At 65.9% G+C, this 24,624-nt stretch carries 18 protein-coding genes; 11 read left to right on the forward strand and 7 right to left on the reverse strand.

The window, feature by feature from the left end; translation table 11 throughout:
* On the reverse strand, positions 1 to 303 hold a 303-nt coding region (locus EDF69_RS00005), incomplete at its 3' end, for a CDP-alcohol phosphatidyltransferase family protein (protein WP_204991275.1).
* A 238-nt stretch (positions 304 to 541) separates the two neighbouring features.
* Here EDF69_RS00005 and EDF69_RS00010 point away from each other — a divergent pair.
* From EDF69_RS00010 to EDF69_RS00030, 5 genes are all read left to right on the forward strand, one after another.
* The gene (locus EDF69_RS00010; RefSeq protein ID WP_132883482.1) at positions 542 to 877 is read left to right on the forward strand and encodes a DUF6481 family protein; all 336 of its coding nucleotides are present in this window, start codon (positions 542 to 544) and stop codon (positions 875 to 877) included.
* Complete coding sequence (locus EDF69_RS00015) at positions 874 to 1,551, forward strand: spermidine synthase (RefSeq protein WP_132883481.1); 678 nt, start codon at positions 874 to 876, stop codon at positions 1,549 to 1,551. Before EDF69_RS00010 ends, EDF69_RS00015 begins: the two co-directional genes overlap by 4 nt.
* A gap of 170 nt (positions 1,552 to 1,721) precedes the next feature.
* The gene (rplK, locus tag EDF69_RS00020; protein ID WP_125960771.1) at positions 1,722 to 2,153 is read left to right on the forward strand and encodes a 50S ribosomal protein L11; all 432 of its coding nucleotides are present in this window, start codon (positions 1,722 to 1,724) and stop codon (positions 2,151 to 2,153) included.
* Between the two features lie 4 nt (positions 2,154 to 2,157).
* Complete coding sequence (gene rplA, locus EDF69_RS00025; protein ID WP_125960770.1) at positions 2,158 to 2,850, forward strand: 50S ribosomal protein L1; 693 nt, start codon at positions 2,158 to 2,160, stop codon at positions 2,848 to 2,850.
* A 245-nt stretch (positions 2,851 to 3,095) separates the two neighbouring features.
* A complete protein-coding gene (locus EDF69_RS00030; RefSeq protein ID WP_132883480.1) occupies positions 3,096 to 6,221 on the forward strand; it encodes a TonB-dependent receptor domain-containing protein in 3,126 nt (1,041 codons plus the stop codon).
* Positions 6,222 to 6,305: 84 nt separating this feature from the next.
* Here EDF69_RS00030 and EDF69_RS00035 read toward each other — a convergent pair whose 3' ends face one another.
* Entirely contained in the window at positions 6,306 to 6,872 is a 567-nt protein-coding gene (locus tag EDF69_RS00035) for a L,D-transpeptidase family protein (RefSeq protein ID WP_132883479.1), read from the reverse strand.
* A 247-nt stretch (positions 6,873 to 7,119) separates the two neighbouring features.
* Positions 7,120 to 7,251, reverse strand: coding sequence for a hypothetical protein (locus EDF69_RS19755; protein WP_274611200.1), 132 nt, complete (start codon positions 7,249 to 7,251; stop codon positions 7,120 to 7,122).
* Between the two features lie 46 nt (positions 7,252 to 7,297).
* Between EDF69_RS19755 and rplJ the strand changes: the two genes are divergently transcribed.
* Positions 7,298 to 7,819 (forward strand): 50S ribosomal protein L10, encoded by a 522-nt coding sequence (rplJ, locus tag EDF69_RS00040; protein WP_125960767.1) that lies wholly within the window; start codon positions 7,298 to 7,300, stop codon positions 7,817 to 7,819.
* 54 nt (positions 7,820 to 7,873) lie between these two features.
* Positions 7,874 to 8,254, forward strand: a complete 381-nt coding sequence (gene rplL / locus EDF69_RS00045; RefSeq protein ID WP_125960766.1) for a 50S ribosomal protein L7/L12 — start codon at positions 7,874 to 7,876, stop codon at positions 8,252 to 8,254.
* A 331-nt stretch (positions 8,255 to 8,585) separates the two neighbouring features.
* On the opposite strand, the gene EDF69_RS00050 is transcribed toward rplL, so the two are convergent.
* Positions 8,586 to 9,467 (reverse strand): hypothetical protein, encoded by an 882-nt coding sequence (locus EDF69_RS00050; RefSeq protein ID WP_132883478.1) that lies wholly within the window; start codon positions 9,465 to 9,467, stop codon positions 8,586 to 8,588.
* An 812-nt stretch (positions 9,468 to 10,279) separates the two neighbouring features.
* On the opposite strand from EDF69_RS00050, the gene rpoB reads away from it, so the two are divergent.
* From rpoB to EDF69_RS00070, 4 genes are all read left to right on the forward strand, one after another.
* Positions 10,280 to 14,425, forward strand: coding sequence for a DNA-directed RNA polymerase subunit beta (gene rpoB, locus EDF69_RS00055; RefSeq protein WP_132883477.1), 4,146 nt, complete (start codon positions 10,280 to 10,282; stop codon positions 14,423 to 14,425).
* A gap of 73 nt (positions 14,426 to 14,498) precedes the next feature.
* Positions 14,499 to 18,764 (forward strand): DNA-directed RNA polymerase subunit beta', encoded by a 4,266-nt coding sequence (rpoC, locus tag EDF69_RS00060; RefSeq protein WP_132883476.1) that lies wholly within the window; start codon positions 14,499 to 14,501, stop codon positions 18,762 to 18,764.
* Positions 18,765 to 19,009: 245 nt separating this feature from the next.
* Positions 19,010 to 19,798, forward strand: coding sequence for a TorF family putative porin (locus EDF69_RS00065; protein ID WP_132883475.1), 789 nt, complete (start codon positions 19,010 to 19,012; stop codon positions 19,796 to 19,798).
* A gap of 63 nt (positions 19,799 to 19,861) precedes the next feature.
* Positions 19,862 to 20,272, forward strand: a complete 411-nt coding sequence (locus tag EDF69_RS00070; protein WP_125960812.1) for a low affinity iron permease family protein — start codon at positions 19,862 to 19,864, stop codon at positions 20,270 to 20,272.
* A gap of 65 nt (positions 20,273 to 20,337) precedes the next feature.
* Here the strand turns inward: EDF69_RS00070 and EDF69_RS00075 are convergent, their stop codons facing one another.
* The 3 genes from EDF69_RS00075 to EDF69_RS00085 all read right to left on the reverse strand — a co-directional run bounded on the left by EDF69_RS00075 (position 20,338) and on the right by EDF69_RS00085 (position 24,558).
* Entirely contained in the window at positions 20,338 to 21,840 is a 1,503-nt protein-coding gene (locus EDF69_RS00075) for a S10 family peptidase (RefSeq protein WP_132883474.1), read from the reverse strand.
* A gap of 70 nt (positions 21,841 to 21,910) precedes the next feature.
* Complete coding sequence (locus EDF69_RS00080; protein WP_239555179.1) at positions 21,911 to 22,654, reverse strand: 2-phosphosulfolactate phosphatase; 744 nt, start codon at positions 22,652 to 22,654, stop codon at positions 21,911 to 21,913.
* Positions 22,655 to 22,689: 35 nt separating this feature from the next.
* Positions 22,690 to 24,558: an ABC-F family ATP-binding cassette domain-containing protein gene (locus tag EDF69_RS00085; RefSeq protein ID WP_132883473.1), complete on the reverse strand. Its 1,869-nt coding sequence runs from the start codon at positions 24,556 to 24,558 to the stop codon at positions 22,690 to 22,692.
* Positions 24,559 to 24,624 lie beyond the last annotated feature (66 nt).

Genomic DNA, 24,624 nt, shown 5'->3' on the forward strand with positions numbered 1-24,624 from the left:
TGCCCGGCCCAGCGGGCTAGCCGTGCCGGTGGCCCTCGCGATCATGCCGTCGAGTCCGTCCGCGATCAGCCAAGTGACCGACAGCACCGATCCCGCCACGACGAACGGCCAATGTTCCCAGCGGCCGAAGGCAAGAGCGGCCAAGACGCCGAGCGTCAGCCCCCCGACCGACACGGCGTTCGCCGAGATTCCCCGTGCGATGAACCAGGGCAGCAGCATCCGCCCCGCCGGGTGTATGACCCACAGGTTGGTAGGATCCTCGATCCGGCGATCGCGTGACTGGTCCGGTGGAGGGGGGGTCATCGAAATGTCACGTACAGGTGCATCGGCCTTTCCAGCAAGCAGTTTGCGACGAGGCATCAAGCACTCAAGCCTTGAAGTGGGCGCGGCCACGCAGCTGGGCATGAATACTGGAGGGTTTTGCAGGCCGCTTTCGACATCGCTGCCGGATCCGCACCATTCGCATGCGAGACTCTGCGGGAGATTGGTCTAAAGGGCTCCCTCTCCGGTCGCGACGGTCGCGACCCAAGACGGACTAGACATGGCAGGGTACAAGACTCCCAATTTCTCCGAACGTGCAGCCGCATCGCGTGCCGCCAAGCAGACGGCGCTCGAAAAGCTCCGCAACAAGCCCGCCGCGGATCCGGCGACCATCGCGGCGCGCGAGGCGACCCAGGCAGCCCGCAAGGCTGCCGCGGCCGAGCGTCGTGCCGAGCGCCTGAAGGCCGCCGAGGCCGAGAGGGCAGCCAAGCTGGCCGAGGCGGAGGCAGCCCGTGCCGCCCAGGCACCTGCTGCGCCCAAGCCCCAGAAGACGGCGGAAGAGCTGAAAGCCGCTCGCGACGCCCGCTACGCTGCGCGCAAAGCCCGCAAACGGTGACTCCGCGCGAGCTGATCGGAGTCGCCGAGGTCCCGGGAGGGCCGCCGCTGCGGCTAGTCCGCCGCGGCAGCGACTTCATGATCCTGCTCGAACGCAATGAGTTGATGAGCAGCCGCATGCGCGGATCCGAGGTGGCGCTGGGCACGATGACCTGCGATCGACTCGGGACGCGCCCGGCACCGCGGCTGCTGATCGGCGGCTATGGCATGGGCTTCACGCTGCGTGCAGTGCTCGGCCTGGTGGGTCCCGAGGCCCAAGTGACCGTTGCCGAACTGGTGCCCGGCATCATCGAATGGGCGCGCGGCCCGATGGCGGAACTCGCCCAGGGATGTCTGGACGATCCGCGCGTCACCATCCGGATAGGCGACGTAGGCTCGGCAATCGGCGAGGCTGCAGCAGGCCCCGAGCGCTATGACGCGATCCTGCTGGACGTCGACAATGGTCCGGACGGTCTTACCCGGCAAGAGAATGACGGCCTGTACACGGCGCGCGGGCTGGCGCGGGCGCGGGCAGCGCTACGACCGGGCGGCATCCTCGCCGTGTGGTCGGCCGCGCCCGATCCGGCATTCGCACGGCGACTTGCCCAGGCGGGCTTTGCCGTCGACGAGGTCCGCGTCCGCGCCCGGGAGAATGGCAAGGGACCGATGCACGTCATCTGGTTCGCACGGGTCTGAGGCTCCGGCACGGCCAATTGCCTTTCGCCCCGGCTTCGGCTATGCGCGCGCCTTCCAACGTCATGCGTGGAAAACTTGCGGGAGGCGTCTGTCCATCGGACGGCCGATCGAACCGCTAAACTTGAAACGGGCGAGGTCGCCAGACCCTGCCCCGCTACAGAGTGAGAAACATGGCAAAGAAGATCACCGGCTATATCAAGCTGCAGGTTGCAGCTGGTGCCGCCAACCCGTCGCCGCCGATCGGCCCGGCGCTGGGTCAGCGCGGCGTGAACATCATGGAATTCTGCAAGGCGTTCAACGCGCAGACCGGCGACGTAGAGAAGGGTACCCCCCTCCCCACCGTCATCACCGTCTATGCCGACCGCTCCTTCTCGTTCGAGACTAAAACGCCGCCGGCGACCTACCTTCTCAAGAAGGCAGCGAACCTGAAGTCGGGCTCCAAGGAGCCGGGCAAGGTGACCGCGGGTTCGATCAAGCGTTCGCAGGTGGCCGACATCGCCACCGCGAAGATGAAGGACCTGAACGCCAACGACATCGAGGCAGCGACCAAGATCATCGAAGGCTCCGCCCGCGCGATGGGCCTCGAAGTGGTGGAGGGCTGAGATCATGGCCAAGCTGACCAAGAAGCAGAAGACCTGGACGATCGACAGCGAGAAGCTGCACGGCGTTGACGAAGCGATCGCGCTGGTGAAGTCCAACGCGACCTCCAAGTTCGACGAGACCGTCGAAGTCGCGCTGAACCTGGGCGTCGATCCGCGCCACGCCGACCAGATGGTCCGCGGCGTCGTGACCCTGCCCAAGGGCACCGGCAAGACGGTGCGCGTGGGCGTGTTCGCCCGCGGCGCCAAGGCTGACGAAGCCACGGCAGCCGGTGCGGACGTCGTCGGCGCCGAGGACCTGATGGAAGCGATCCAGGGCGGCAAGATCGACTTCGATCGCTGCATCGCCACCCCGGACATGATGGGCCTGGTCGGCCGCCTCGGTAAGGTGCTGGGTCCCAAGGGCCTGATGCCGAACCCGAAGCTCGGCACCGTGACCATGAACGTCGCAGCCGCCGTGGAAGCCGCCAAGGGCGGTCAGGTCGAGTATCGCGTCGAGAAGGCCGGCATCATCCATTCCGGCATCGGCAAGGCGAGCTTCTCGGCCGAGGACCTGCGCGAGAACTTCGACGCGCTGGTCGATGCGGTCGTCAAGGCTAAGCCGTCGGGCGCCAAGGGCAAGTACCTCAAGAAGGTCGCGCTCTCGTCGTCGATGGGCCCGGGCGTGCGGGTGGACGTGGCGGAAGTCGCCACCGCCTGATCCCTTCGGGACTCGAGACAAACGGAAAGGGGCCGGGAGCGATCCCAGCCCTTTTTGTTTGTGCGGCCGGGAGGATCTGCGGGACGGCACTATTTACCTTTGTTTACATAGTGTTGCCCGTAGACAACACCCTGCATGTTTTTGCAGCAATGCTGCGCAGCATGTTGTTCTTCGTGCGGGAGGGGTGTCTCACGTCTAGCTGGCGCAGCCGAGTAACGGGCAGCCGTGTAGACAGAGGGTTTCACATGACACGCGTATTTGTACGGAAGGCAGTCCTCGGGCTGACGGCCTCCACCATCGCATTGGCTCTCGCTGGCAGCGCTGCTGCGCAGACCACCACCCCGGCCGACGCGGAGTCGGCCTCCACCGACCAGAACCAGATCGGCGCTCCCCAGACCGAGGTTCCGGCTCCCGCGCTCGAGGATACGGGCGGCGAAGTCATCGTTACCGGCTCGCGCATTTCCCGCCCGACGCTCAACTCGCCGATTCCGGTAACCAGCGTGACTGCGGCGGACCTGACTCGCACGGGCGCAGTCGTCGTCGGCGACGTTCTGAACGACCTGCCGTCGCTGCGCTCGACCTACAGTCAGGCGAACTCGACTCAGTACATCGGCACTTCGGGCGTCAACTTCCTCGACCTTCGGGGCCTCGGCGTCACCCGCACGCTGGTGCTGGTCAACGGCCGCCGTCACATTACCGGATCGGAAGGCGACTTCCTAGTCGACACCAACACCATTCCAACCGACCTGCTCGACCGGGTGGACGTAGTCACGGGTGGCAGCTCGGCCGTGTACGGTTCCGACGCGATGGCCGGCGTGGTCAACTTCGTGCTCAAGCGGAACTTCGACGGCATCACGCTAAACGCACAGGGCGGCCTCAGTGATGAGGGGGACCGCGGCACCTATCGCGTATCGGGCACGTTCGGAAAGAACTTCGCCGAGGGTCGCGGCAACATCGCGCTTGCACTTGAGTATAACCGTCAGAACCTGCTGACCTACAGCGACCGTCCGGATCTCACCGGCGCCTTCACGGGCCGCCGCCAGTTCCAGCTGGTCGACAGCCCGGCTGCCGACAACGACACCCCCAACCGCACCTATCTGAACCGTGTTCGCAGCTTCGGCTATGACAACGGCGGCAACTTCATTGCGTACAGCGGCGCGGGCATCGGGACGTGCGGCAACGGCGTGACCATGGCGTGCCTGCCGAACGGCTATCCGCGCGTGTTCGGCTTCAACACCGACGGTTCGCTGCGCGAGTACAACTACGGCCAGGACTTCCGTCCTGCCGGCTCGAACAACAACAATGGCGGCGACGGCGCGATCCTCAACGACCGCGGCACACTCAACCCGTCGTTGAAGCGCTATGTCGCGAACCTGCTTGGTCACTACGACGTGTCGGAGGGATTTAAGCCGTTCTTCGAAGCCAAGTTCGTCCGAGTGGAGAGCTTCAACCAGGGCACGCCGACCTTCGCCCAGGGTGGCGAGCAGGGCCTGGTTGCAGATACCGATGATGACGGGAACGATATTCTCCGCCCCGCAAATTCGGGCTTCGCGCGCCAGTCGATCGGCATCCCGATCTCGCTCGACAACCCGTATCTGCAGCCCGGCGCAGCGGCGACGATCCGCTCGATGCTGCCGGCAGGTGCGACCTTCTTCCGTCTGAACCGGAACAACAACGACTTCGGCACGCGCGACGAATATGACCGCCGCGACACCTATCGCATCGTCGTCGGCGCCGAAGGTACGTTCAACGAGGACTGGAAGTACGATTTCTCGGTCAACTATGGCGAGTTCCGTAGTCGTTCGACCTTCTATAACAACCGCATCAATCAGAACTTCTACAACGCGGTCGACGCGGTGCGGAACGGTGCGGGCGAGATCGTCTGCCGGATCAACCAGGCGTCGGTCACCGACCCGAACTGCGTGCCGCTCAACGTCCTTGGCGAAGGTGCGCCGAGCCAGGCGGCGCTGAACTACATCAACACCAACTCGACTCGCACGGGCAAGGCCACCGAATTCGACATCAATGCGAACGTCGTCGGCGACAGCTCGCAGCTGTTCGAACTGCCGGGTGGTCCAGTTCGCTTCGCCTTGGGCGCAGAATATCGGCGCGAAACCGCGTCCTATGCCTATGACGAGCTCGTGAGCAGCGGCGCGACTTTCCTGAACGCCATCCCGCCGTTCAACCCGCCGTCCTTCGAAGTGAAGGAAGCCTATGGCGAGATTGAACTGCCGGTTCTACGCGACATGGCATTTGCAGAGGAACTGACCGCAACCGGCGCCGTGCGCGTCGCCGACTACAAGGGCTCGACGGGGACCGTCTGGGCCTACAACGTGGGCGGCATCTACGCACCAGTCCGCGACATCAAATTCCGCGTGAACTATTCGAAGGCGGTACGCGCACCGACCCTGTCGGACCTCTACTCCTCGCCCACGCAGAACTTCGCGCAGCTCAACGATCCGTGCGATGTGAACTTCATCAACACGGGTCGACCAAACCGCGTCGCCAACTGCGCCGCAGCGGGCGTTCCGACGGGCTTCGTCAACAATGCGGCACGCGCGGGCAGCACGGAGATCCTGTCTGGCGGCAATCCGAACCTGGAAGCCGAGCGCTCGCGCAGCTGGACCTATGGCGTCATCGTTCAGCCGTCGTTCCTGCCGGGACTCGCGATCACCGCTGACTACTACGACATCAAGATCAGCAACGTGATCGCTTCGGTCGACGCGCAGACCATCCTCGACGCGTGCTATGACGCGGCTTCGCTGGAGAACCAGTTCTGCGGTCTGATCAATCCGCGCCAGGCGAATGGCGAGTTCGCACCAACCGCGCTGCTGCAGAGCACGGTGAACTTCGCGGCGCTCCAGGCACGCGGTATCGACATGGATATCGCCTACAACCACAGCTTCGACGCGGACAACCGCCTCGCGCTGCGGGCAGTCGGCACCTGGGTGCGCACGCGGGACGACTATCCGTACCTCGACAATCCGGAGCAGCGCGAGCGGATCAAGGGCGAGCTTGGTGATCCGATCTGGAACATCAACTTGTCGGCGGATTACACCCACAAGAACGTCACGCTGGGCTATCAGCTGCGCTACATCGGCCGTCAGTCGATCACCGACTGGGAGGCCCAGCACGACACCTATGGCGTGCCCGCGCTTGATCCAAACTATGCGGACGTCGTCTACTATCCGCGTGTGTTCTACCATGCGATTCGTGCGTCGGCGGAGGTGAACGACCAGTTCCGTCTCTATGGCGGCATCGACAACCTCACCGACAAGCGGCCGCCCTATGGCCTGCTGGGCAACGGCGAGGACGCGATCTACGACAACGTCGGTCGCTTCATGTACGTGGGCGTCTCGGTGAAGATGTAAGCCAAGCGCTTTTGAATAAGAGACAGCCGGTCGGACCCATGGTCCGGCCGGCTTTTTTTTGCGTTCGGCTCCGCGAGCACCTCGCTAGTCTGCGGAGGCCACCTGCACCCCTTCGGCACCATACACCTCCGGCATCCAGTCGCGCGTCACTAGGACGGTGTCGCCCTTCCTGGCCTGCGCATAGAGCAGCGCTGCGAACTCGTCGGGGACGCCGATGCAGCCGTGGGTCGCGTAGCGGCTGTCGACGTCTTCGCCCGACCCGTGGATCGCGACCCCGCCCCAGGTGAGCCGCAGCATGTACGGCATCGGCGCATTGTAGAGGTTCGAGACATGGTCGCGATCCTTTTCCAGGATCGGGAAGCTCCCCGTCGGCGTCGGCTTGTGGTCCGCACCATAGATGATCAGCGTCCGCCCGATTTCCACGCCGCCGCGATAGACGTAGAGCCGCTCGCGCCGGAGATCGACCACGATGGCGAGCTTGCCCGGCGGCACGCCTTCCGGCGCCCAGAGATACTCGCCGGGTTGCAGCACGCCGCCGGTCTCCATCACGCTCACCACCTTCGGCTGCGGTGGCGCAGCTAGAACCGGCGCGGCCGCGAGCACCGTGCCCGCGAGCGCAGTTGCAAGGAAAAGGGAACGGGCGAAACGCATTGAACGGCCTCCGGGCCCTGGCACCGTGCCACGAGCCGAGTCTTAACGTTTCGTTTACCAGCTTGGCTCCCGATGTTTACCAGCAGCAGCTAAGTTGCTGGGACCGGCTTGTTTCGTTCCGGGACCCCGATCGGTTTCGCTTGCTTCGCCGCGCCGGTCTGCTATGGGCGCCACCTGATCCGGCGCGCGTGCGCGTCCGGCTCGCCGTCCGAGACAGCAGGTGCCGGCTTCCGGCTTAATGCCCTGCCTAGACGGGGAAGGTGATTCTATCCCTGGCGACCTGCATCCGCAGCGCCGGGTCCGCCATCGGGTTGATCCGCTGGCACCAGAGCCCATGCCCCTCGGACACGTCGCCCCCGGTGGTTCGCCATCGGGACATGTACCGGGCTGTGCCTAGCGCACCGCCCATTTGTGAGGAGAACGGCATGGATCGCGCTCAAAAGAGTGAGCTGGTATCCGAGCTGAACCGCACCTTCAACGAGGTCGGCGTGGTGGTCATCACCCGCAACCTCGGGATGACCGTCGCCCAGTCGACGGCACTCCGTACGAAGATGCGTGAAGCCGGCGCCAGCTACAAGGTCGCGAAGAACCGCCTTGCCAAGATCGCAGCGGAAGGCACCGACTATTCGGTCATCGCCGACCTGCTGACCGGGCCGACCGCGCTTGCGACGTCTGCCGATCCCGTGGCTGCTGCCCGGGTCGTCAACGACTTCGCCAAGACCACGGACAAGCTCGAGATCGTCGGCGGGGCGATGGGCGGCCAGCTTCTCGACGCGGAAGGTATCAAGGCACTTGCCGGCCTGCCGTCGCTCGACGAGCTGCGCGCAAAGATCGTGGGGCTCATCGTGGCACCTGCGACCAAGCTCGCGACCATCACCCAGGCACCGGCGGCGCAGATCGCTCGCGTGCTTGCGGCGCATGCGGACAAGGAACAGGAGGCCGCCTGATCGGCGCCCCTGCCCTGACTATCAACCCGAACTATCTGATTTTGGAGATTACACATGGCTGACCTGAACGCGATCGTCGACCAGCTGAGCGAACTGACTGTCCTCGAGGCCGCTGAGCTCTCGAAGCTGCTCGAAGAGAAGTGGGGCGTTTCGGCCGCTGCTGCGGTTGCGGCTGCTCCGGCTGCTGGCGGCGCTGCTGGCGGCGCTGCTGCTGTCGAAGAGAAGACCGAGTTCGACGTGATCCTCACCGGCGACGGTGGCAAGAAGATCAACGTCATCAAGGAAGTCCGCGCGATCACCGGCCTGGGCCTGACCGAAGCGAAGGCTCTCGTCGAGGGCGCGCCGAAGCCGGTCAAGGAAGGCATCGCCAAGGACGAAGCCGACAAGATCAAGGCGCAGCTGGAAGGCGCCGGCGCGACCGTCGAGGTCAAGTAAGCGGCGCCCGGCTTCGGCCGGGCGGCACTTGCCGACAAGAAGAGGGGCGGCTCCGACCAGGAGCCGCCCCTTTTTCGTGCTTGAAGACGCCGGATGCGGGTCGCCGCGCCGACCGAAGCAGACACGGCCCTGCGCCTTGCCGTGCAAACGCGCCTTAGAAGCCCGACACCGGAGCTCACGCGCTTTTCTGTAAGGCCGGTCGAGTACAGCGGCTTAGGCCCTGGGCCCCTGCCTGCGCAGGAGCCCGATGCTCTCGGAAGCCCCAGCTTCCGCCGGCAATGTCACGGCCCCGCCCGCCTCCTGGAAGAGGCTAGGCGAGGCTGTGCCTCCCTCAGTCCCGACGAACCTCGCCGTGGAGCCGCGCCTCGAGCCGATCGACCATCCGGTCGCCACGGTCGAGGAACACCGGTGCCAGCTTGTCGCTGCCCTGGATCTGACGACCGACCACGAAGGCGACGCGCGTCCGGGCCTCGCGCCCGTCGGCCCAGCGATACCGCGCGTCGATCGCCATCACGGGCACGAAGAAGCGGCGATCACCCGCGCTCAGCACCGGCAGGTTGTCGAGCGGGAGCGACACGGTCGCCTCGACCTTGCGCGCCTCGCCCGCCTCAACCGGGAACGGCTGGAGCTGCGCGTGGAGCGGCATCTCCGCAAAGAAGCGTTCGATCTCCGCGTCCTGCTGGGGGCTGGCTCCGAACAGGCCGGCGGCGAAGCGCAGCTCGGGCACAGCCATGTCGGTCGAATTGCCGGCCCCGAGTTCGAAGCGGATCACCGCATTGTTGCCGTCCGTGCCCATCGCCATCGGCAGGAAGGTGAAGTCGAGCGGCGCCCGCTCCGTCGCCGGCGCTGGAGCCGGGGCCGGTAAGACGGGCGGCGTGCGGAAAGCGGTCGACACGACCAGGCCCTCTGGTTCCGGCATCGGGCGCGTGAGGAAGCTCGGGCCTTCCGGCTCGGATGCTTGGACCGGAGCCGCAGGCGCTGGTGCCGGCACAGGGCCGGGCACCGCGCGGGTCAGGAAGCGCGGCTGCGCAGGCGTTGCGGGTTCCACCGGAGCGGCAGGCTCCGGTGCGGCCATCACGCGCGGCGGGGCGACCGGCGCAGGATCCGCCGTCACTTCGGCAACCTCGTCTGAGGTTTCTTCGGGCTTGCGGCGGCGCCAGAACAGCAGCGCGGCCAGTGCGGCGACCAGCCCTGCCGCGAGCAGGATCCACAACAGCGAACTCCGCGACTCCCCTGCGGGCTCTGGCCTCGCCGGCGGCAGGTCGGTTGGGACCGATGGCTCCGGCGCGAGTTCGGCCTCGGGCTCGGCCTGGATCACCGGCGTCGGCTCAGCAGTCGGCGCGGCTTCCGGGATTGTTTCAGCCGTCGGTAACGCTTCGGGAGTCGGCGAAGGAGTTGGCCGCGGTCGTGGCGCCGCGACCGGTGCTGGCGCAGGCGTCGCGGTCGGCTGCGGGCGCGCCGTCCGGCGCGGGGTTGGCGTCGGTCGGGGCTCAGCTTCCGGACCGGGCGGCGTCGCTGCCGGCGGCTCGACCGCTGGCGGTGTCACACTGTTGCCGGGCGGCAGCGTCCAGGGAAGCGGAACCGGTCCTGGCGCCGCATCCTGCGCGGCGGCTGCCAGAGGCAGGAGAAGAACGGTGGTTGCAGCAATGGCGCGAATGGTCATGCGTTCCGCCAACGCCGATCCGCGTCTGCGCCGCCAGCACCCATCACGCCCCGGCGCGCCGAACCGTGGCAATGCTGCGCCAGGCCGAACCATACCCCGGATCGGGATCAAGCCGCGCCCTCGCCCGACGTTCGCGTTTCCTTGACTGTTTCCGGCCCCTGCCCTATATCCCGGCTCTGCCTCACGATCGGGAAATGATGCGTCGTCGCGCAACGCATTGGACGAATGGATCGGCCGAGGTCTTTCGAGACGCCCCGAAGCTGCGATCCCATCAGGGATGACGCGGCTTTTTGCGTCTCGTTCGCGCACCTGCCCGGGCCAGCCCGGGCGCGAAATTTGACCAAGCGAGGCGACCTACTCCCATGGCGACCAAGGCAATCGAGAACGGCACCGCGAAGCGCCGTATCCGCAAGGTGTTCGGCGACATCCACGAAGTGGTGCAGATGCCGAACCTGATCGAGGTTCAGCGCGAATCCTACGAACAGTTCCTGCGGAGCGATCCGTCGACGGGCTATGTCTCGGGCCTCGAGAAGACGCTGCGCAGCGTGTTCCCGATCCGCGACTTCGCCGGCACTGCCGAGCTCGACTTCGTGACCTACGAACTCGAGGATCCCAAGTTCGACGTCGAAGAGTGCCGCCAGCGCGGCATCACCTATGCGGCGCCGATGCGCGTGACGCTTCGCCTCATCGTGTTCGAGGTCGATCCCGATACGGAAGCTCGCTCGGTCCTCGATATCAAGGAGCAGGACGTTTACATGGGCGACATGCCGCTCATGACCGAGAACGGCACCTTCTTCATCAACGGCACCGAGCGCGTCATCGTCTCGCAGATGCACCGTTCGCCGGGCGTCCTGTTCGACCATGATCGTGGCAAGACCCACGCGTCGGGCAAGTATCTGTTCGCGGCGCGCGTGATCCCGTATCGCGGCTCGTGGCTCGACTTCGAATTCGACGCCAAGGACATCGTCAACGTCCGCATCGACCGTAAGCGCAAGCTGCCGGTGACGTCGCTGCTGTACGCGCTCGGCCTGAACTCGGAAGAGATCCTCAACCACTTCTACAACACCGTCACCTTCGTGCGCGGTCAGGGTGGCTGGCAGATCCCGTACGCGGCCGAGAACTGGCGCGGCCAGAAGCCGGCGTTCGACATCGTCGACGCGAAGTCTGGCGAGGTCATCTTCCCGGCCGGCCAGAAGATCAGCCCGCGTGCGGCCAACAAGGCCGGCAAGGACGGCCTGACCGACCTGCTGATCCCGACCGAAGAGATCTACGGCCGCTACAGCGCCTATGACCTGATCGACGAGACGACGGGCCGCATCTACATCGAGGCGGGCGACGAAGTGTCGGCCGAGAACCTCGAGCTGCTGGACAAGGCCGGCATCGATCGCATCGAGCTGCTCGACATCGATCACGTGACCACCGGCCCTTGGATCCGCAACACGCTGAAGGCCGACAAGGCCGAGGAGCGCGAGCAGGCGCTGTCCGACATCTATCGCGTCATGCGCCCGGGCGAGCCGCCGACGCTGGAAACCGCGGAGTCGCTGTTCGGCGGCCTGTTCTTCGATCCCGAGCGCTATGACCTCTCGGCCGTCGGCCGCGTGAAGCTCAACATGCGCCTGGACCTCGACGCCGAGGACACGGTCACGACGCTGCGCACCGAGGACATCCTCGCGGTCGTGAAGACCTTGGTCGACCTGAAGGACGGCAAGGGCGAAGTCGACGACATCGACAACCTGGGCAACCGTCGCGTGCGTTCGGTGGGCGAGCTGCTGGAGAACCAGTATCGCGTCGGCCTGCTGCGCATGGAGCGTGCGGTCAAGGAGCGTATGTCGTCGGTCGACGTCTCGACCGTGATGCCGAACGACCTGATCAACGCGAAGCCCGCGGTCGCCGCGGTGCGCGAGTTCTTCGGTTCGTCGCAGCTGTCGCAGTTCATGGACCAGACCAACCCGCTGTCCGAAGTGACGCACAAGCGTCGCGTCTCGGCGCTCGGGCCGGGCGGCCTGACGCGTGAGCGTGCGGGCTTCGAAGTCCGCGACGTTCACCCGACCCACTATGGCCGTATCTGCCCGATCGAAACGCCGGAAGGCCCGAACATCGGCCTGATCAACTCGCTGGCGTCGTTCTCGCGCGTCAACAAGTACGGCTTCATCGAGACGCCGTACCGCAAGGTCATCGACGGCAAGGTCAGCGACGAGGTCGTCTACCTGTCGGCGATGGAAGAGCAGAAGCACACCGTCGCGCAGGCGAACGCCGAGCTCGATGCCGAGGGTCGCTTCGTCGAGGACCTGATCTCCGCGCGTCAGGCAGGCGAGTTCCTGATGGCGATGCGCGATCAGATCACCCTGATGGACGTCAGCCCCAAGCAGCTGGTGTCGGTCGCGGCCTCGCTCATTCCGTTCCTGGAGAACGATGACGCGAACCGCGCGCTGATGGGCTCGAACATGCAGCGCCAGGCGGTGCCGCTGGTCCAGGCCGAGGCTCCGTTCGTGGGCACCGGCATGGAAGAGACCGTTGCCCGGGATTCCGGCGCCGCGATCTCGGCCAAGCGTGCCGGCGTGGTCGACCAGGTCGACGCGACCCGCATCGTGATCCGTGCAACCGGCGATGTCGATGCGAACGAAAGCGGCGTGGACATCTACACGCTGATGAAGTTCCAGCGCTCGAACCAGTCAACCTGCATCAACCAGCGCCCGCTGGTGAAGGTGGGCGACGTGGTGAAGGCGGGCGACGTGCTGGCCGACGGTCCGTCGACCGAGTTCGGCGAGCTGGCGCTGGGCCGCAACGCCCTCGTCGCGTTCATGCCCTGGAACGGCTATAACTACGAGGACTCGATCCTCATCTCCGAGCGGATCGTGAAGGACGACGTGTTCACGTCGATCCACATCGACGAGTTCGAGGTGATGGCGCGCGACACCAAGCTCGGGCCGGAGGACATCACTCGCGATATCCCGAACGTCGGCGAGGAAGCGCTGCGCAACCTCGACGAGGCGGGCATCGTGTACGTGGGTGCCGAGGTCGAGCCGGGCGACATCCTGGTCGGCAAGATCACGCCGAAGGGCGAAAGCCCGATGACACCGGAGGAAAAGCTCCTGCGCGCCATCTTCGGTGAAAAGGCCTCCGACGTCCGCGACACCTCGCTGCGTCTGCCGCCGGGTGTTGCCGGCACGATCGTCGACGTCCGCGTCTTCAATCGTCACGGCATCGACAAGGACGAGCGCGCGATGGCGATCGAGCGCGAGGAGATCGAGCGCCTGAAGAAGGACTCGGACGACGAGCGCACGATCCTCAACCGGGCGACCTGGAGCCGCCTGCGCGAGATGCTGCTCGACCAGACCGCCGCCGCGGCGCCCAAGGGCGTCAAGAAGGGCGTCGTGATCGACAGCGACGTGCTCGACAGCGTCGACCGCCACGAATGGTGGAAGTTCGCGGTCGCCGACGACACGGTCCAGTCGAACCTGGAAGCCGTGAAGGCGCAGTACGACGAGGCTGCCCGCAAGATCCGCGAGAAGTTCGAGGATCGCCGCGAGAAGCTGGAGCGTGGCGACGAGCTGCCGCCGGGCGTGCTCAAGATGGTCAAGGTCTTCGTCGCGGTGAAGCGCAAGCTGCAGCCGGGCGACAAGATGGCCGGCCGTCACGGCAACAAGGGCGTCATCAGCCGCATCCTGCCGCAGGAGGACATGCCGTTCCTGGAAGACGGCACTCCCGTCGACCTGGTGCTCAACCCGCTGGGCGTGCCGTCGCGCATGAACGTCGGGCAGATCTTCGAGACCCACCTGGGCATGGCCGCGCGCGGTCTTGGCCGGCAGGTCACCGAAGCGCTGGAGCAGTGGCGTGAGGCCAATCCGAACCCGTCGATCGGCGCCATGCCGGACGCGGTCAAGGATCGCCTCAAGACCATCTACGGCGAGCAGTACCATGCGGAGATCGACGCCCGTGACGGCGAGGAGATCGTCGAGCTGGCGCAGAACCTGAAGAACGGCGTGCCGATGGCGACGCCGGTGTTCGACGGCGCCCGCGAAGCGGACGTGTCGCGGATGCTGGAGATGGCAGGGCTCGATCCGTCGGGTCAGGTGACGCTCTACGACGGGCGCACCGGCGACGCGTTCGACCGCAAGGTGACCGTGGGCTACATCTACATGCTGAAGCTCCACCACCTGGTCGACGACAAGATCCACGCGCGTTCCATCGGGCCGTACAGCCTCGTCACCCAGCAGCCGCTGGGCGGTAAGGCGCAGTTCGGCGGTCAGCGCTTCGGCGAAATGGAGGTCTGGGCACTGCAGGCGTATGGCGCGGCCTATACCCTGCAGGAGATGCTGACGGTGAAGTCGGACGACGTGGTCGGCCGCACCAAGGTCTACGAAGCGATCGTCAAGGGCGACGACACCTTCGAGGCCGGCATCCCGGAGAGCTTCAACGTGCTCGTCAAGGAAATGCGTTCGCTGGGCCTCAACGTCGAGCTCAAGGCACTCGAGGAAGACGACGGTCTGGCCGAGGCGGCGGAATAAGGGAGCGGGGGCGCCGCGCAGGCGGTGCCCCTCCCCGTTTCGCCCGGAGTTTTGCCCCTAGAGGGAATACGACATGAACGAACTGACCAACTTCGCGAATCCGGTCCAGAAGCCGGAGACCTTCGACCAGATCCAGATCGGCATCGCCTCCCCCGAGCGCATCCGTTCCTGGTCGTTCGGCGAGATCAAGAAGCCCGAGACGATCAACTATCGCACGTTCAAGCCCGAGCGTGACGGCCTGTTCTGCGCGCGCATCTTCGGTCCGATCAAGGACTACGAATGCCTGTGCGGCAAGTACAAGCGCATGAAGTACAAGGGCATCGTCTGCGAGAAGTGCGGCGTCGAGGTGACCGTCTCGAAGGTCCGCCGCGAGCGCATGGGCCACATCGAGCTGGCCGCACCGGTCGCGCACATCTGGTTCCTGAAGTCGCTGCCGTCGCGCATCGGCCTGCTGCTCGACATGCAGCTCAAGCAGCTCGAGCGCGTGCTCTACTTCGAGAGCTACATCGTGATCGAGCCGGGCCTCACCAGCCTGGAGAAGTATCAGCTCCTCACCGAGGACGAGCTGCTCGAGGCGCAGGACCAGTTCGGCGAGGACGCCTTCTCCGCCGGCATCGGCGCCGAAGCGGTCAAGACGATGCTGATGGAGCTCGACCTCGAAGGTGAGCGCAAGGAGCTTCTCGAAGAGCTCGCCGTCACCAAGTCCGAGCTGAAGCCCAAGAAGATCATCAAGCGCCTGAAGGTCGTCGAGAGCTTCATCGACTCGGGCAACCGCCCCGAGTGGATGATCCTGGACGTCGTTCCGGTCATTCCGCCCGAGCTGCGCCCGCTGGTGCCGCTGGACGGTGGCCGCTTCGCGACCTCGGATCTCAACGATCTGTATCGCCGCGTGATCAACCGTAACAACCGCCTCAAGCGGCTGATGGAGCTGCGTGCGCCGGACATCATCGTCCGCAACGAAAAGCGCATGCTGCAGGAAGCCGTCGATGCGCTGTTCGACAACGGCCGCCGCGGTCGCACGATCACGGGTGCCAACAAGCGTCCGCTCAAGTCGCTGTCCGACATGCTCAAGGGCAAGCAGGGCCGTTTCCGCCAGAACCTGCTCGGCAAGCGCGTCGACTATTCGGGTCGTTCGGTCATCGTGACCGGCCCGGAGCTCAAGCTGCACCAGTGCGGCCTGCCCAAGAAGATGGCGCTCGAGTTGTTCAAGCCATTCATCTACGCGCGCCTCGATGCCAAGGGTCTGTCCATGACCCTGAAGCAGGCCAAGAAGTGGGTCGAGAAGGAGCGCAAGGAAGTCTGGGACATCCTGGACGAGGTGATCCGCGAGCACCCCGTGATGCTCAACCGCGCACCGACGCTCCACCGTCTCGGCATTCAGGCGTTCGAGCCGGTGCTGATCGAGGGCAAGGCGATCCAGCTTCACCCGCTGGTCTGCTCGGCGTTCAACGCCGACTTCGACGGTGACCAGATGGCCGTGCACGTTCCCCTGAGCCTCGAGGCTCAGCTGGAAGCGCGCGTCCTGATGATGTCGACCAACAACATCCTGAGCCCTGCAAACGGCAAGCCGATCATCGTGCCGTCGCAGGACATGGTCCTGGGCCTCTACTACATCTCCATGGAGAAGCAGAACGAGCCCGGCGAAGGCATGATGCTGTCGGACATGGCGGAGGTGCACCAGGCACTGCATGCCGGCGCCGTCACGCTGCACACCAAGATCATCAGCCGCGTTCCGCAGACGGACGAGGACGGCAACACCTACATGAAGCGCGTCGAGACGACGCCGGGCCGCATGCTGCTCGGCGAGACGCTGCCGAAGAGCCACAAGGTGCCGTTCGAGACCGTCAACCGCCTTCTCACCAAGAAGGACGTGGGCGACGTGATCGACGAGGTCTATCGCCACACCGGCCAGAAGGAGACGGTGCTGTTCGCCGACGCCATCATGGCGCTGGGCTTCCGCAATGCGTTCAAGGCCGGCATCTCCTTCGGCAAGGATGACATGATCATCCCGGCCGCCAAGGAAGGCATGGTCGACGAGACCCGCGCGCTCGTGAAGGACTATGAGCAGCAGTATCAGGACGGCCTGATCACGCAGCAGGAGAAGTACAACAAGGTGATCGACGCCTGGAGCCGTTGCGGCGACCAGGTGGCGGCAGCCATGATGGACGAGATCCGTGCGGTGAAGCACGAAGACAATGGTCGCGAGAAGCCGGTCAACGCCATCTACATGATGGCGCACTCGGGTGCTCGTGGTTCGGCAGCGCAGATCAAGCAGCTGGCGGGCATGCGCGGCCTGATGGCCAAGCCGTCGGGCGAGATCATCGAGACGCCGATTATCTCGAACTTCAAGGAAGGCCTGACCGTCCTTGAGTACTTCAACTCGACCCACGGCGCCCGCAAGGGCCTCGCGGATACCGCGCTGAAGACCGCGAACTCGGGTTACCTGACCCGCCGCCTCGTCGATGTGTCGCAGGATTGCGTCATCATGGAAGAGGACTGCGGTACCGAGCGTGCGCTCGAGATGAAGGCAATCGTCCAGGGCGGTTCGACCATCGCGTCGCTCGGCGAGCGCATCCTGGGCCGCACCACGGCCGAGGACGTGATCGACACCAAGACCGGCGAGGTCGTCATCCCTTCGGGCACGCTGCTCGACGAGGCGATGATCACGCAGATCGAGGCGCTGAACGTACCGGGCATGAAGATCCGCAGCCCGCTCGTCTGCGAGGCCAAGATCGGCGTGTGCGGCAAGTGCTACGGGCGTGACCTCGCTCGCGGTACGCCGGTGAACATCGGTGAAGCCGTTGGCGTCATCGCGGCGCAGTCGATCGGCGAGCCGGGCACGCAGCTGACGATGCGTACCTTCCACATCGGTGGTGCGGCACAGCTCAACGAGCAGTCGAACCTCGAGGCGCCGGTCGACGGCAAGGTCGAATACCGCGACCTGCGCGTCATCATGGACCAGCGTGGCCGCCGCGTGGTGCTCAGCCGCTCGGGCGAAATGGCGATCGTCGACATGGACGGTCGTGAGCTCTCGGTGGATCGCATCCCGTACGGTGCCTATGTGCTGTGCGACGATGGCCACATCATCAGCGCGGGCGACCGCATGGCGGAGTGGGATCCGTTCACCATGCCGGTGATCACCGAGAATCCGGGTACCGTGAAGTACCAGGACCTCATCGACGGCAAGACCCTGACCGAACAGGCCGACGAAGCGACGGGCATCACCCAGCGCGTCGTCACCGAATATCGCGGCAAGTCGAAGGAGGATCTGCGTCCTCGCCTGACCCTGCTCGACGAGAATTCGGGCGAGGCCGGCCGCTACATGCTGGCGCCGGGCGCGACGCTCTCGGTCGAGGATGGTGCGCAGGTCCAGGGCGGCGACGTTCTGGCTCGTGTCAGCCGCGAGGCTGCCAAGACCCGCGACATCACCGGCGGTCTGCCGCGCGTCGCCGAGCTGTTCGAGGCACGCAAGCCGAAGGAGAATGCGATCATCGCAAAGGTCTCCGGCCGCGTCGTGTTCGGCAAGGACTATAAGGCGAAGCGCAAGATCGGCATCCAGCCGGAGGACGGCGGCGAGGTCGTCGAGTATCTGGTGCCGAAGTCGAAGGTGATCGACGTTCAGGAAGGCGACTACGTCAAGCGTGGCGACAACCTGATCGGCGGCAGCCCGGATCCGCACGACATTCTGGAAGTGCTCGGCATCGAGCCGCTTGCGGAATATCTCGTGTCGGAAATCCAGGAAGTCTATCGACTGCAGGGCGTGAAGATCAACGACAAGCACATCGAGGTGATCGTTCGCCAGATGCTGCAGAAGGTCGAGATCACCGACGGTGGCGACACCACCCTGCTGGCGGGCGAGCAGCTCGACCGCGACGAGATGGACGAAGCCAATGCCAAGCTGGCCCCGGGCCAGCAGCCGGCACAGGGCAAGCCCATCCTGCTGGGCATCACCAAGGCGTCGCTGCAGACCCGCAGCTTCATCTCGGCCGCCTCGTTCCAGGAGACGACCCGTGTGCTCACCGAAGCTTCGGTTCAGGGCAAGATCGACTCGCTGAACGGCCTGAAGGAGAACGTGATCGTCGGCCGGCTCATCCCGGCGGGTACCGGTGCGGGCATGAACCGCCTGCGCGTGGCGGCAACCAGCCGCGACGTGGCGCTCCGCGCACAGCAGCGGGCGCTCCAGGCCGCTCTCATCGCGCCGAACAGCGCCGAGGAAGAGCATGAGGCCGAGCATGCGCGTTCTGTCCGCGACGACCAGGGCACGAGCGACGCCCTTGCGTCGGTCACCCCGAGCGGTCACGGCACTGACGAGGACGCCGGCGAGTATCTGAACGACTGATCGCCGCGATCAGCCTGAACAACGAAGCCGCCGTCCGGGAAACCGGGCGGCGGTTTTGTTTTGCGGATGATCCGGCGCCCCGCGCCGACAGGTGTGTCGCAGCCGATGAGGATCACCGCTCGGGGTGGCGCGACGCAGAGCGCATCGCTATCGCAGCCACGTCGAGGCAGGCCTGCCGAGCCTCCACACCCAGCTGGTCGCGTTTGCCGAACGCGATCGCACCACCCAATCTTCGGAGATCTTCGATGCGCACGCGCTGTTCCGCCCCGGGAGCCAAGTCCCGCCTGTTTCTTCTGGTCGGCAGCGCCCTTCTCTCCGTTGCCGCCGCCCTGCCCGCCCGTGCCCAGAGCGAAACGGAGCGCTCAACCCTCTCCGTGGAACTCACCACCGACGACCGCGAGCGGGGAATCAGCTGGAGCGACGGCGACGTCAGCCTGCGGGGTACGGCGACCATCCCGCTAGGGGGCCAGGGCTTCTCGGTCACGGGTTCGGTCGCGACGCTGAACGACAGCCCGCGCCACGGCGGCGCTGCGGTGGGGATCGATCTCGCCGCCAGCTACGCACAATATCTGGGACCGGTCCGCCTGGACGGTGGGGTCACCGGCCACTTCTTCCCGGGCAGCGACCGCGCGCTCAGCTATCTCGAGCTCGGCGGCGGCGCCGGCTTTGCGCTGGGACCCGTGCAACTCGACGGCTTTGCACGCTATGCGCCGAAGCAGTCGGCGATCGGCGGCGACAATTTCTACATCGGCGCGGAAGGACGCATGGGCATCCCCGTGACGCCGTTCACGGTAATCGCAGGGATCGGCCGCAGCTCCGGGAACGTCGACAACACGCTGCGCGCTGCGCGCCTGCGGCCCGGCGGCAACTACATGGACTGGCGCCTGGGCGTGGAGCATGTCACCGGGCCATCGGTGATCGGCATCGACTATGTCGATACCGACATCTCCGATCGAGCGATCGTCGACTCCCCCTATGCGGATGGCCGCAACGCGGACAGCCGGCTGCTGGCGCGGGTCGGACTCAACTTCTGATGCTATGACCAGGGCGCGGCGCTGCTTGCTTTCGCGGCAGTTCGCGCTTTGGGTACGCGCATGCTGGACAACATCTTCACTGCCATATCGACCCGCATCGCAACTGCTGCCGGACAGCCGCTGACGTTCGTGCTTGCGCTCGTTACGATCCTAGCCTGGGGGGTTAGCGGGCCGATCTTCGGCTATTCCGACACGTGGCAGCTGGTGATCAACACCGCGACCACCATCGTCACCTTCCTGATGGTGTTCCTGATCCAGAACTCCCAGAACCGGGACGCAGCGGCGATGCAGGCGAAGCTCGACGAGCTCATCCGTGCCCTTGGCCCGGCTCGCGGCGAGTTCATCGGCATCGAGCATCTGACCGACCGGCAGATCGAGCAGATCCGGGCTGCGCTGGAGCAGGAGGCCGGCCATGAGCCGGGCAAGATCGGCACCGTCGACGACAGCGTGGAGACGCTGCTCAAGCGTCGCTAAGACGCCACCGCGAGCGAGTATGGCGCTGCCGATCGCGCCCGTTTGCGCGACCGGCAGCTACGGGCTCAGCGATACAGCGCCTGGGCATCCTGCTTGAACGACGCGCCGCTGTCGCTGCGGCTGTAGAACATGTGCCCGCCCGGATAGACACGCAGCTGCACGCGCTCCGCCTGGCCGAACGCCGGCATCTGGTCGACGATCAGGCGCGAGGCGAAGAAGGGGCAGGAGAGGTCGTCCCAGCCATGGACGATCATCACCCGCATCTTGGGATCGTTGGCGATCGCCTTGCGCAGGTCGCTCACCGGCGTGTCGTCCGGCTTGCCGCGATCCCAGGCCTGGTTCACCTCGTACGAAAGCGCATGGTAGCGCGCATCCGTCTTCCAGCCCACTTCGCGGGTGACGAAGTCGACCATCGCGCTGGTGGTGGGCGCGATCAACGCGTCCAGGATCGGGTCGTTCGATTGCTGCTGGGCCGACCAGGGGAAGGGATCGAACGCCGTCACGTTGGAATCATAGATGCTGCCGATCCGTCCTTCGTTGCGATGGATTTCGCGAAGGTAGGTGCGGCTGTCGATCCGGCCGCCCAGCTTCTGCACCATCGCAGGATCGAGTCCGGTCAGTTCCGCCACGCGCTGCGAGATGCGCGCGGTCGCTTCGGGATCGGATCGGCCGCGCAGCAGGTCGCGGGCATAGTCGCCGCGGACATAGGCCTCCACTTCCGCCATCGCGGCGGGCGTCAGGCGTCCCTGCCGCTCCAGGTTGGAGGCCGCCATCGACGGCAGGTCGATCATCCACGGCAGCGGCGACAGCGCGGTCGCGCCGTCCCCGGAGGCGGGATCGAGATAAGGGGACACCAGAATCATCCCGTTGACCCCGACGCCGATCTGCGACTGGAGCTCATAGGCGATCCGCGGCGCGCGATACCCGCCGTAGCTCTCGCCCATCACATATTTGGGCGAGCGCAGCCGGCCTTCCTTGACGAGCCAGTCGTAAACGACCTTCGACAGATACTTGATGTCGGGATCGTTGGCGTAGAACGCCTTCTTGGTCTCCGCCTCGTCGACCAGGCTGCGGCTGAAGCCGGTGCCGACCGGATCGATGAACACCAGGTCGGTGAAGTCGAGCCAGCTATTGGGATTGTCGCTCGCGATCGGGGCGTCGGAGGGCGCATCGCCCTGCGCACCGAACTGGACGCGCTTGGGCCCGATGGCGCCCAGGTTGAGGTAGACCGACGCGGCGCCCGGGCCGCCGTTGAAGGCGAAGGTCACCGGACGCGCCGGATCGCGTCCCGGCACGGTGTAGGCCGTATAGGTGACCTGGCCGATCTCCTTGCCCTTTCCGTCGCGCACGGGAATGGTTCCTACGGTCGCCTTGTACGACAGCGTGCGCCCGCCGATCCGCGCCGACTGGCTGATCGTCTTGTCGCCAGGCAGCGGCGGTGGCTTGGTCTCGTCCTCCGCCTTCTTCTTCTCGACGGTGGTGGTGGTCTCCGCCGACTGGGCATGGGCAAGGCTGCTGGTGCAGGCGAGCAGCAGGGCGGCGGCGGATAGGCGCAGAATCGATCGCAAGTGTTGGGCTCCCCTTCGCAAGGGCGCGAATGTTGCAGCGCGGAGACTGCGAGGCAATGATGAAGCCGGTTCAGAGGGCCTGGTACGCACCCTCGCGCATCATCGGCACGACGTCGGTAACATTTACCTCAAGCGCGACCTCGGTGTCGGCAGCGTATCCCCAACCGGAGAGTTCGCGGCCCGAGCGGCTGTCGCGGAGGATTTCGGCCAGGCGAGGCTTCGCTGCCCGGTACGCTTCGGCTGCCAGGTCGGCCTCTGCATTGCGTGTCCCGCCAAGAGCATCGATGATGGCGCCTGCTCCGAGCCAATCCTCGATGGCGGGTCGCAGCGTTTGATCCGGCCACCGCTCCCCTGCAGCAATCACGACGATCGTTCCATCGCCGGCGAGGCGCCTTGCCGCCGCACCGACTGCTCGGGCGTTGCGGAAGCAGCCGCAGATCGTCGGAGTGTCACCAGTGGCCAGCGACAGCCGGGAGCCATTCGGCGAAGGCAGCAGGAGGCGGCCCCCCGGCGCGACATGCTTCAGGCTGGCCGGCGAAAGACTGAGCTGCCCTCCTCCTGCACTACGCGGTGAAGCTGCAACCGCTCCACGCCGAGCAGCTTCGGCCGCTGCCGCGGCGGCGTCCCCGTACGGGAAGGGGAACACGATCGCACCGTTTCCGACGGCTACGCTCACCGCTGTCGAGAAGGACAACACGTCGACGATGATGAAGAGGTCCGCACAGGCCTTCCAAGCCTCAGTTCCGGACAGGCCCCATTCACAGGCTATTTTCGGCATCATCGGACTGATGCCAGAGGGAAGCAGGCCTGCCAACCAGCCGGCCCCCACCGCGCCGACCAGTGTGGCCGCTACGCCGCTGCGCCCTCCAACGCCTCGCTGATCTCCATCCAGCGCGTCTCCGCGGCCTCGATCCGCTCGGACAGATCCGCTCGGCGCTTCATCAACTCGGTCATGGTGAGCTTCGCAAGCGCCGGCGCCGCCTCCGCAGGGGCGAACATCGCCTGGTCGATCGCCGTACGCTCGGCGGTGAGCTTCACCACCTCGCGCTCGGCAGCCTGCGCCTCCTTGCGCAGCCCCTGGGCACGCTCGCGTGCTTCGGCCGCGACCCGGCGGTCCTCCTTCTTGTTGGCTTTTTTCTCGGCCTTGTCCGCCTTGCTGCCGCCGCCCAGCACCAGCGCGATATAGTCGTCCAGGCTGCCGTCGAAGTCGCTGGCGGTGCCGCCGTCGACCAGCACCAGACGGTCCGCGGTGGTCTCGAGCATGTGGCGGTCGTGGCTGACCACCACCACCGCACCGGTGTAGGCGTTCAATGCCTGGATCAGCGCCTCGCGCGCGTCGACGTCGAGGTGGTTGGTCGGCTCGTCGAGGATCAGCATGTGCGGCGCGTCGCGGGTGATGAGCGCAAGCGCGAGCCGCGCGCGCTCGCCGCCGGAAAGCTTGCCGACCAGCGTCGTCGCCTTGTCGCCCGAAAAGCCGAAACGCCCGAGTTGCGCGCGCACCGCGCCCGGCGTCTTGCCCTTCATCAGCCGGGTCATGTGCTCGAGCGGCGTGTCGCGCGCGTCGAGTTCCTCGACCTGATACTGGGTGAAGTAGCCGACCCGCATCTTGGACGAGGATGCCATCTCGCCTTCCATCGGCGTCAGCTGTGCGGCGAGCAGTCGGGCGAGCGTGGTCTTGCCGTTGCCGTTGCGGCCAAGCAGACCGATGCGATCGTCGGGGTCGAGCCGCAAGTTCAGCCGCTTGAGGATCGGTTTTTCACCATAGCCGACGCTCGCCATGTCGAGCGTCACCAGCGGGGGGCGCAGTTCGTCGGGATCGGGGAAATCAAACGACAGCGACGGATCCTCTGCCATCGCGGCGATCGGCGCCATCTTGGCAAGCGCCTTGATGCGTGACTGCGCCTGCTTGGCGGTCGAAGCGCGCGCAGAGTTGCGGGCGATGTAATCCTGCAGCTTTGCGCGCTGCGCGACCTGGTTGGCCCGCGCCGCCTCCAGCTGCGCCATCCGCTCGGCGCGTTGCCGCTCGAACGCGTCATAGCCGCCCGGGTAGAGCGTCACCTTGCCGCCTTGCAGGTGAAGGATGTGATCGACGACGTTGTTGAGGAAGTCGCGCTCGTGGCTGACGATCACGATCGTCGCGCGATAGCTTTTGAGGAAGTCCTCCAGCCACAGCACGGCTTCCAGGTCGAGGTGGTTCGAAGGCTCGTCGAGCAGCAGCACGTCGGGCTGGCTGAACAACAAGGCGGCGAGCGCGACGCGCATGCGCCAGCCACCGGAAAAGCCGTCGAGCGGCGACTGCTGCATGCTCTCGTCAAATCCGAGGCCCACCAGAATGCGCGCGGCGCGTGCCGGCGCGGTATGGGCGTCGATTGCGAGCAACCGCTCGTGCACCTCGGCCAGGCGGTCGGGGTCGTGTGACGTCTCGGCCTCTTCCATCAGCGCTGCCCGCTCCGTGTCGGCGGCGAGTACCGTTTCGAACGGCGTGGCGCTGCCAGCGGGCGCTTCCTGCGCGACATAGCCCAGGCGGCTGCCGCGCGGCATCTCCGCGGCGCCCCCATCGGGCTCCAGCTCGCCCGCGATCACGCGCACCAGAGTCGACTTGCCGGCACCGTTGCGGCCGATCAGGCCGACGCGGCTGCCAGGCGGAAGCGCCGCGTTCACGCCGTCGAGAATGAGCCGCCCGCCCAGGCGCACCGTGATTCCATTGAGGTTCAGCATCGCCGCCGCCTAGCAGCCCGAACGCCGCCACGCGAGGGCTGGCGGAACCACTGATGCTGCCCAGAC

The organism is Sphingomonas sp. JUb134, assembly GCF_004341505.2.
Classification (GTDB): domain Bacteria; phylum Pseudomonadota; class Alphaproteobacteria; order Sphingomonadales; family Sphingomonadaceae; genus Sphingomonas.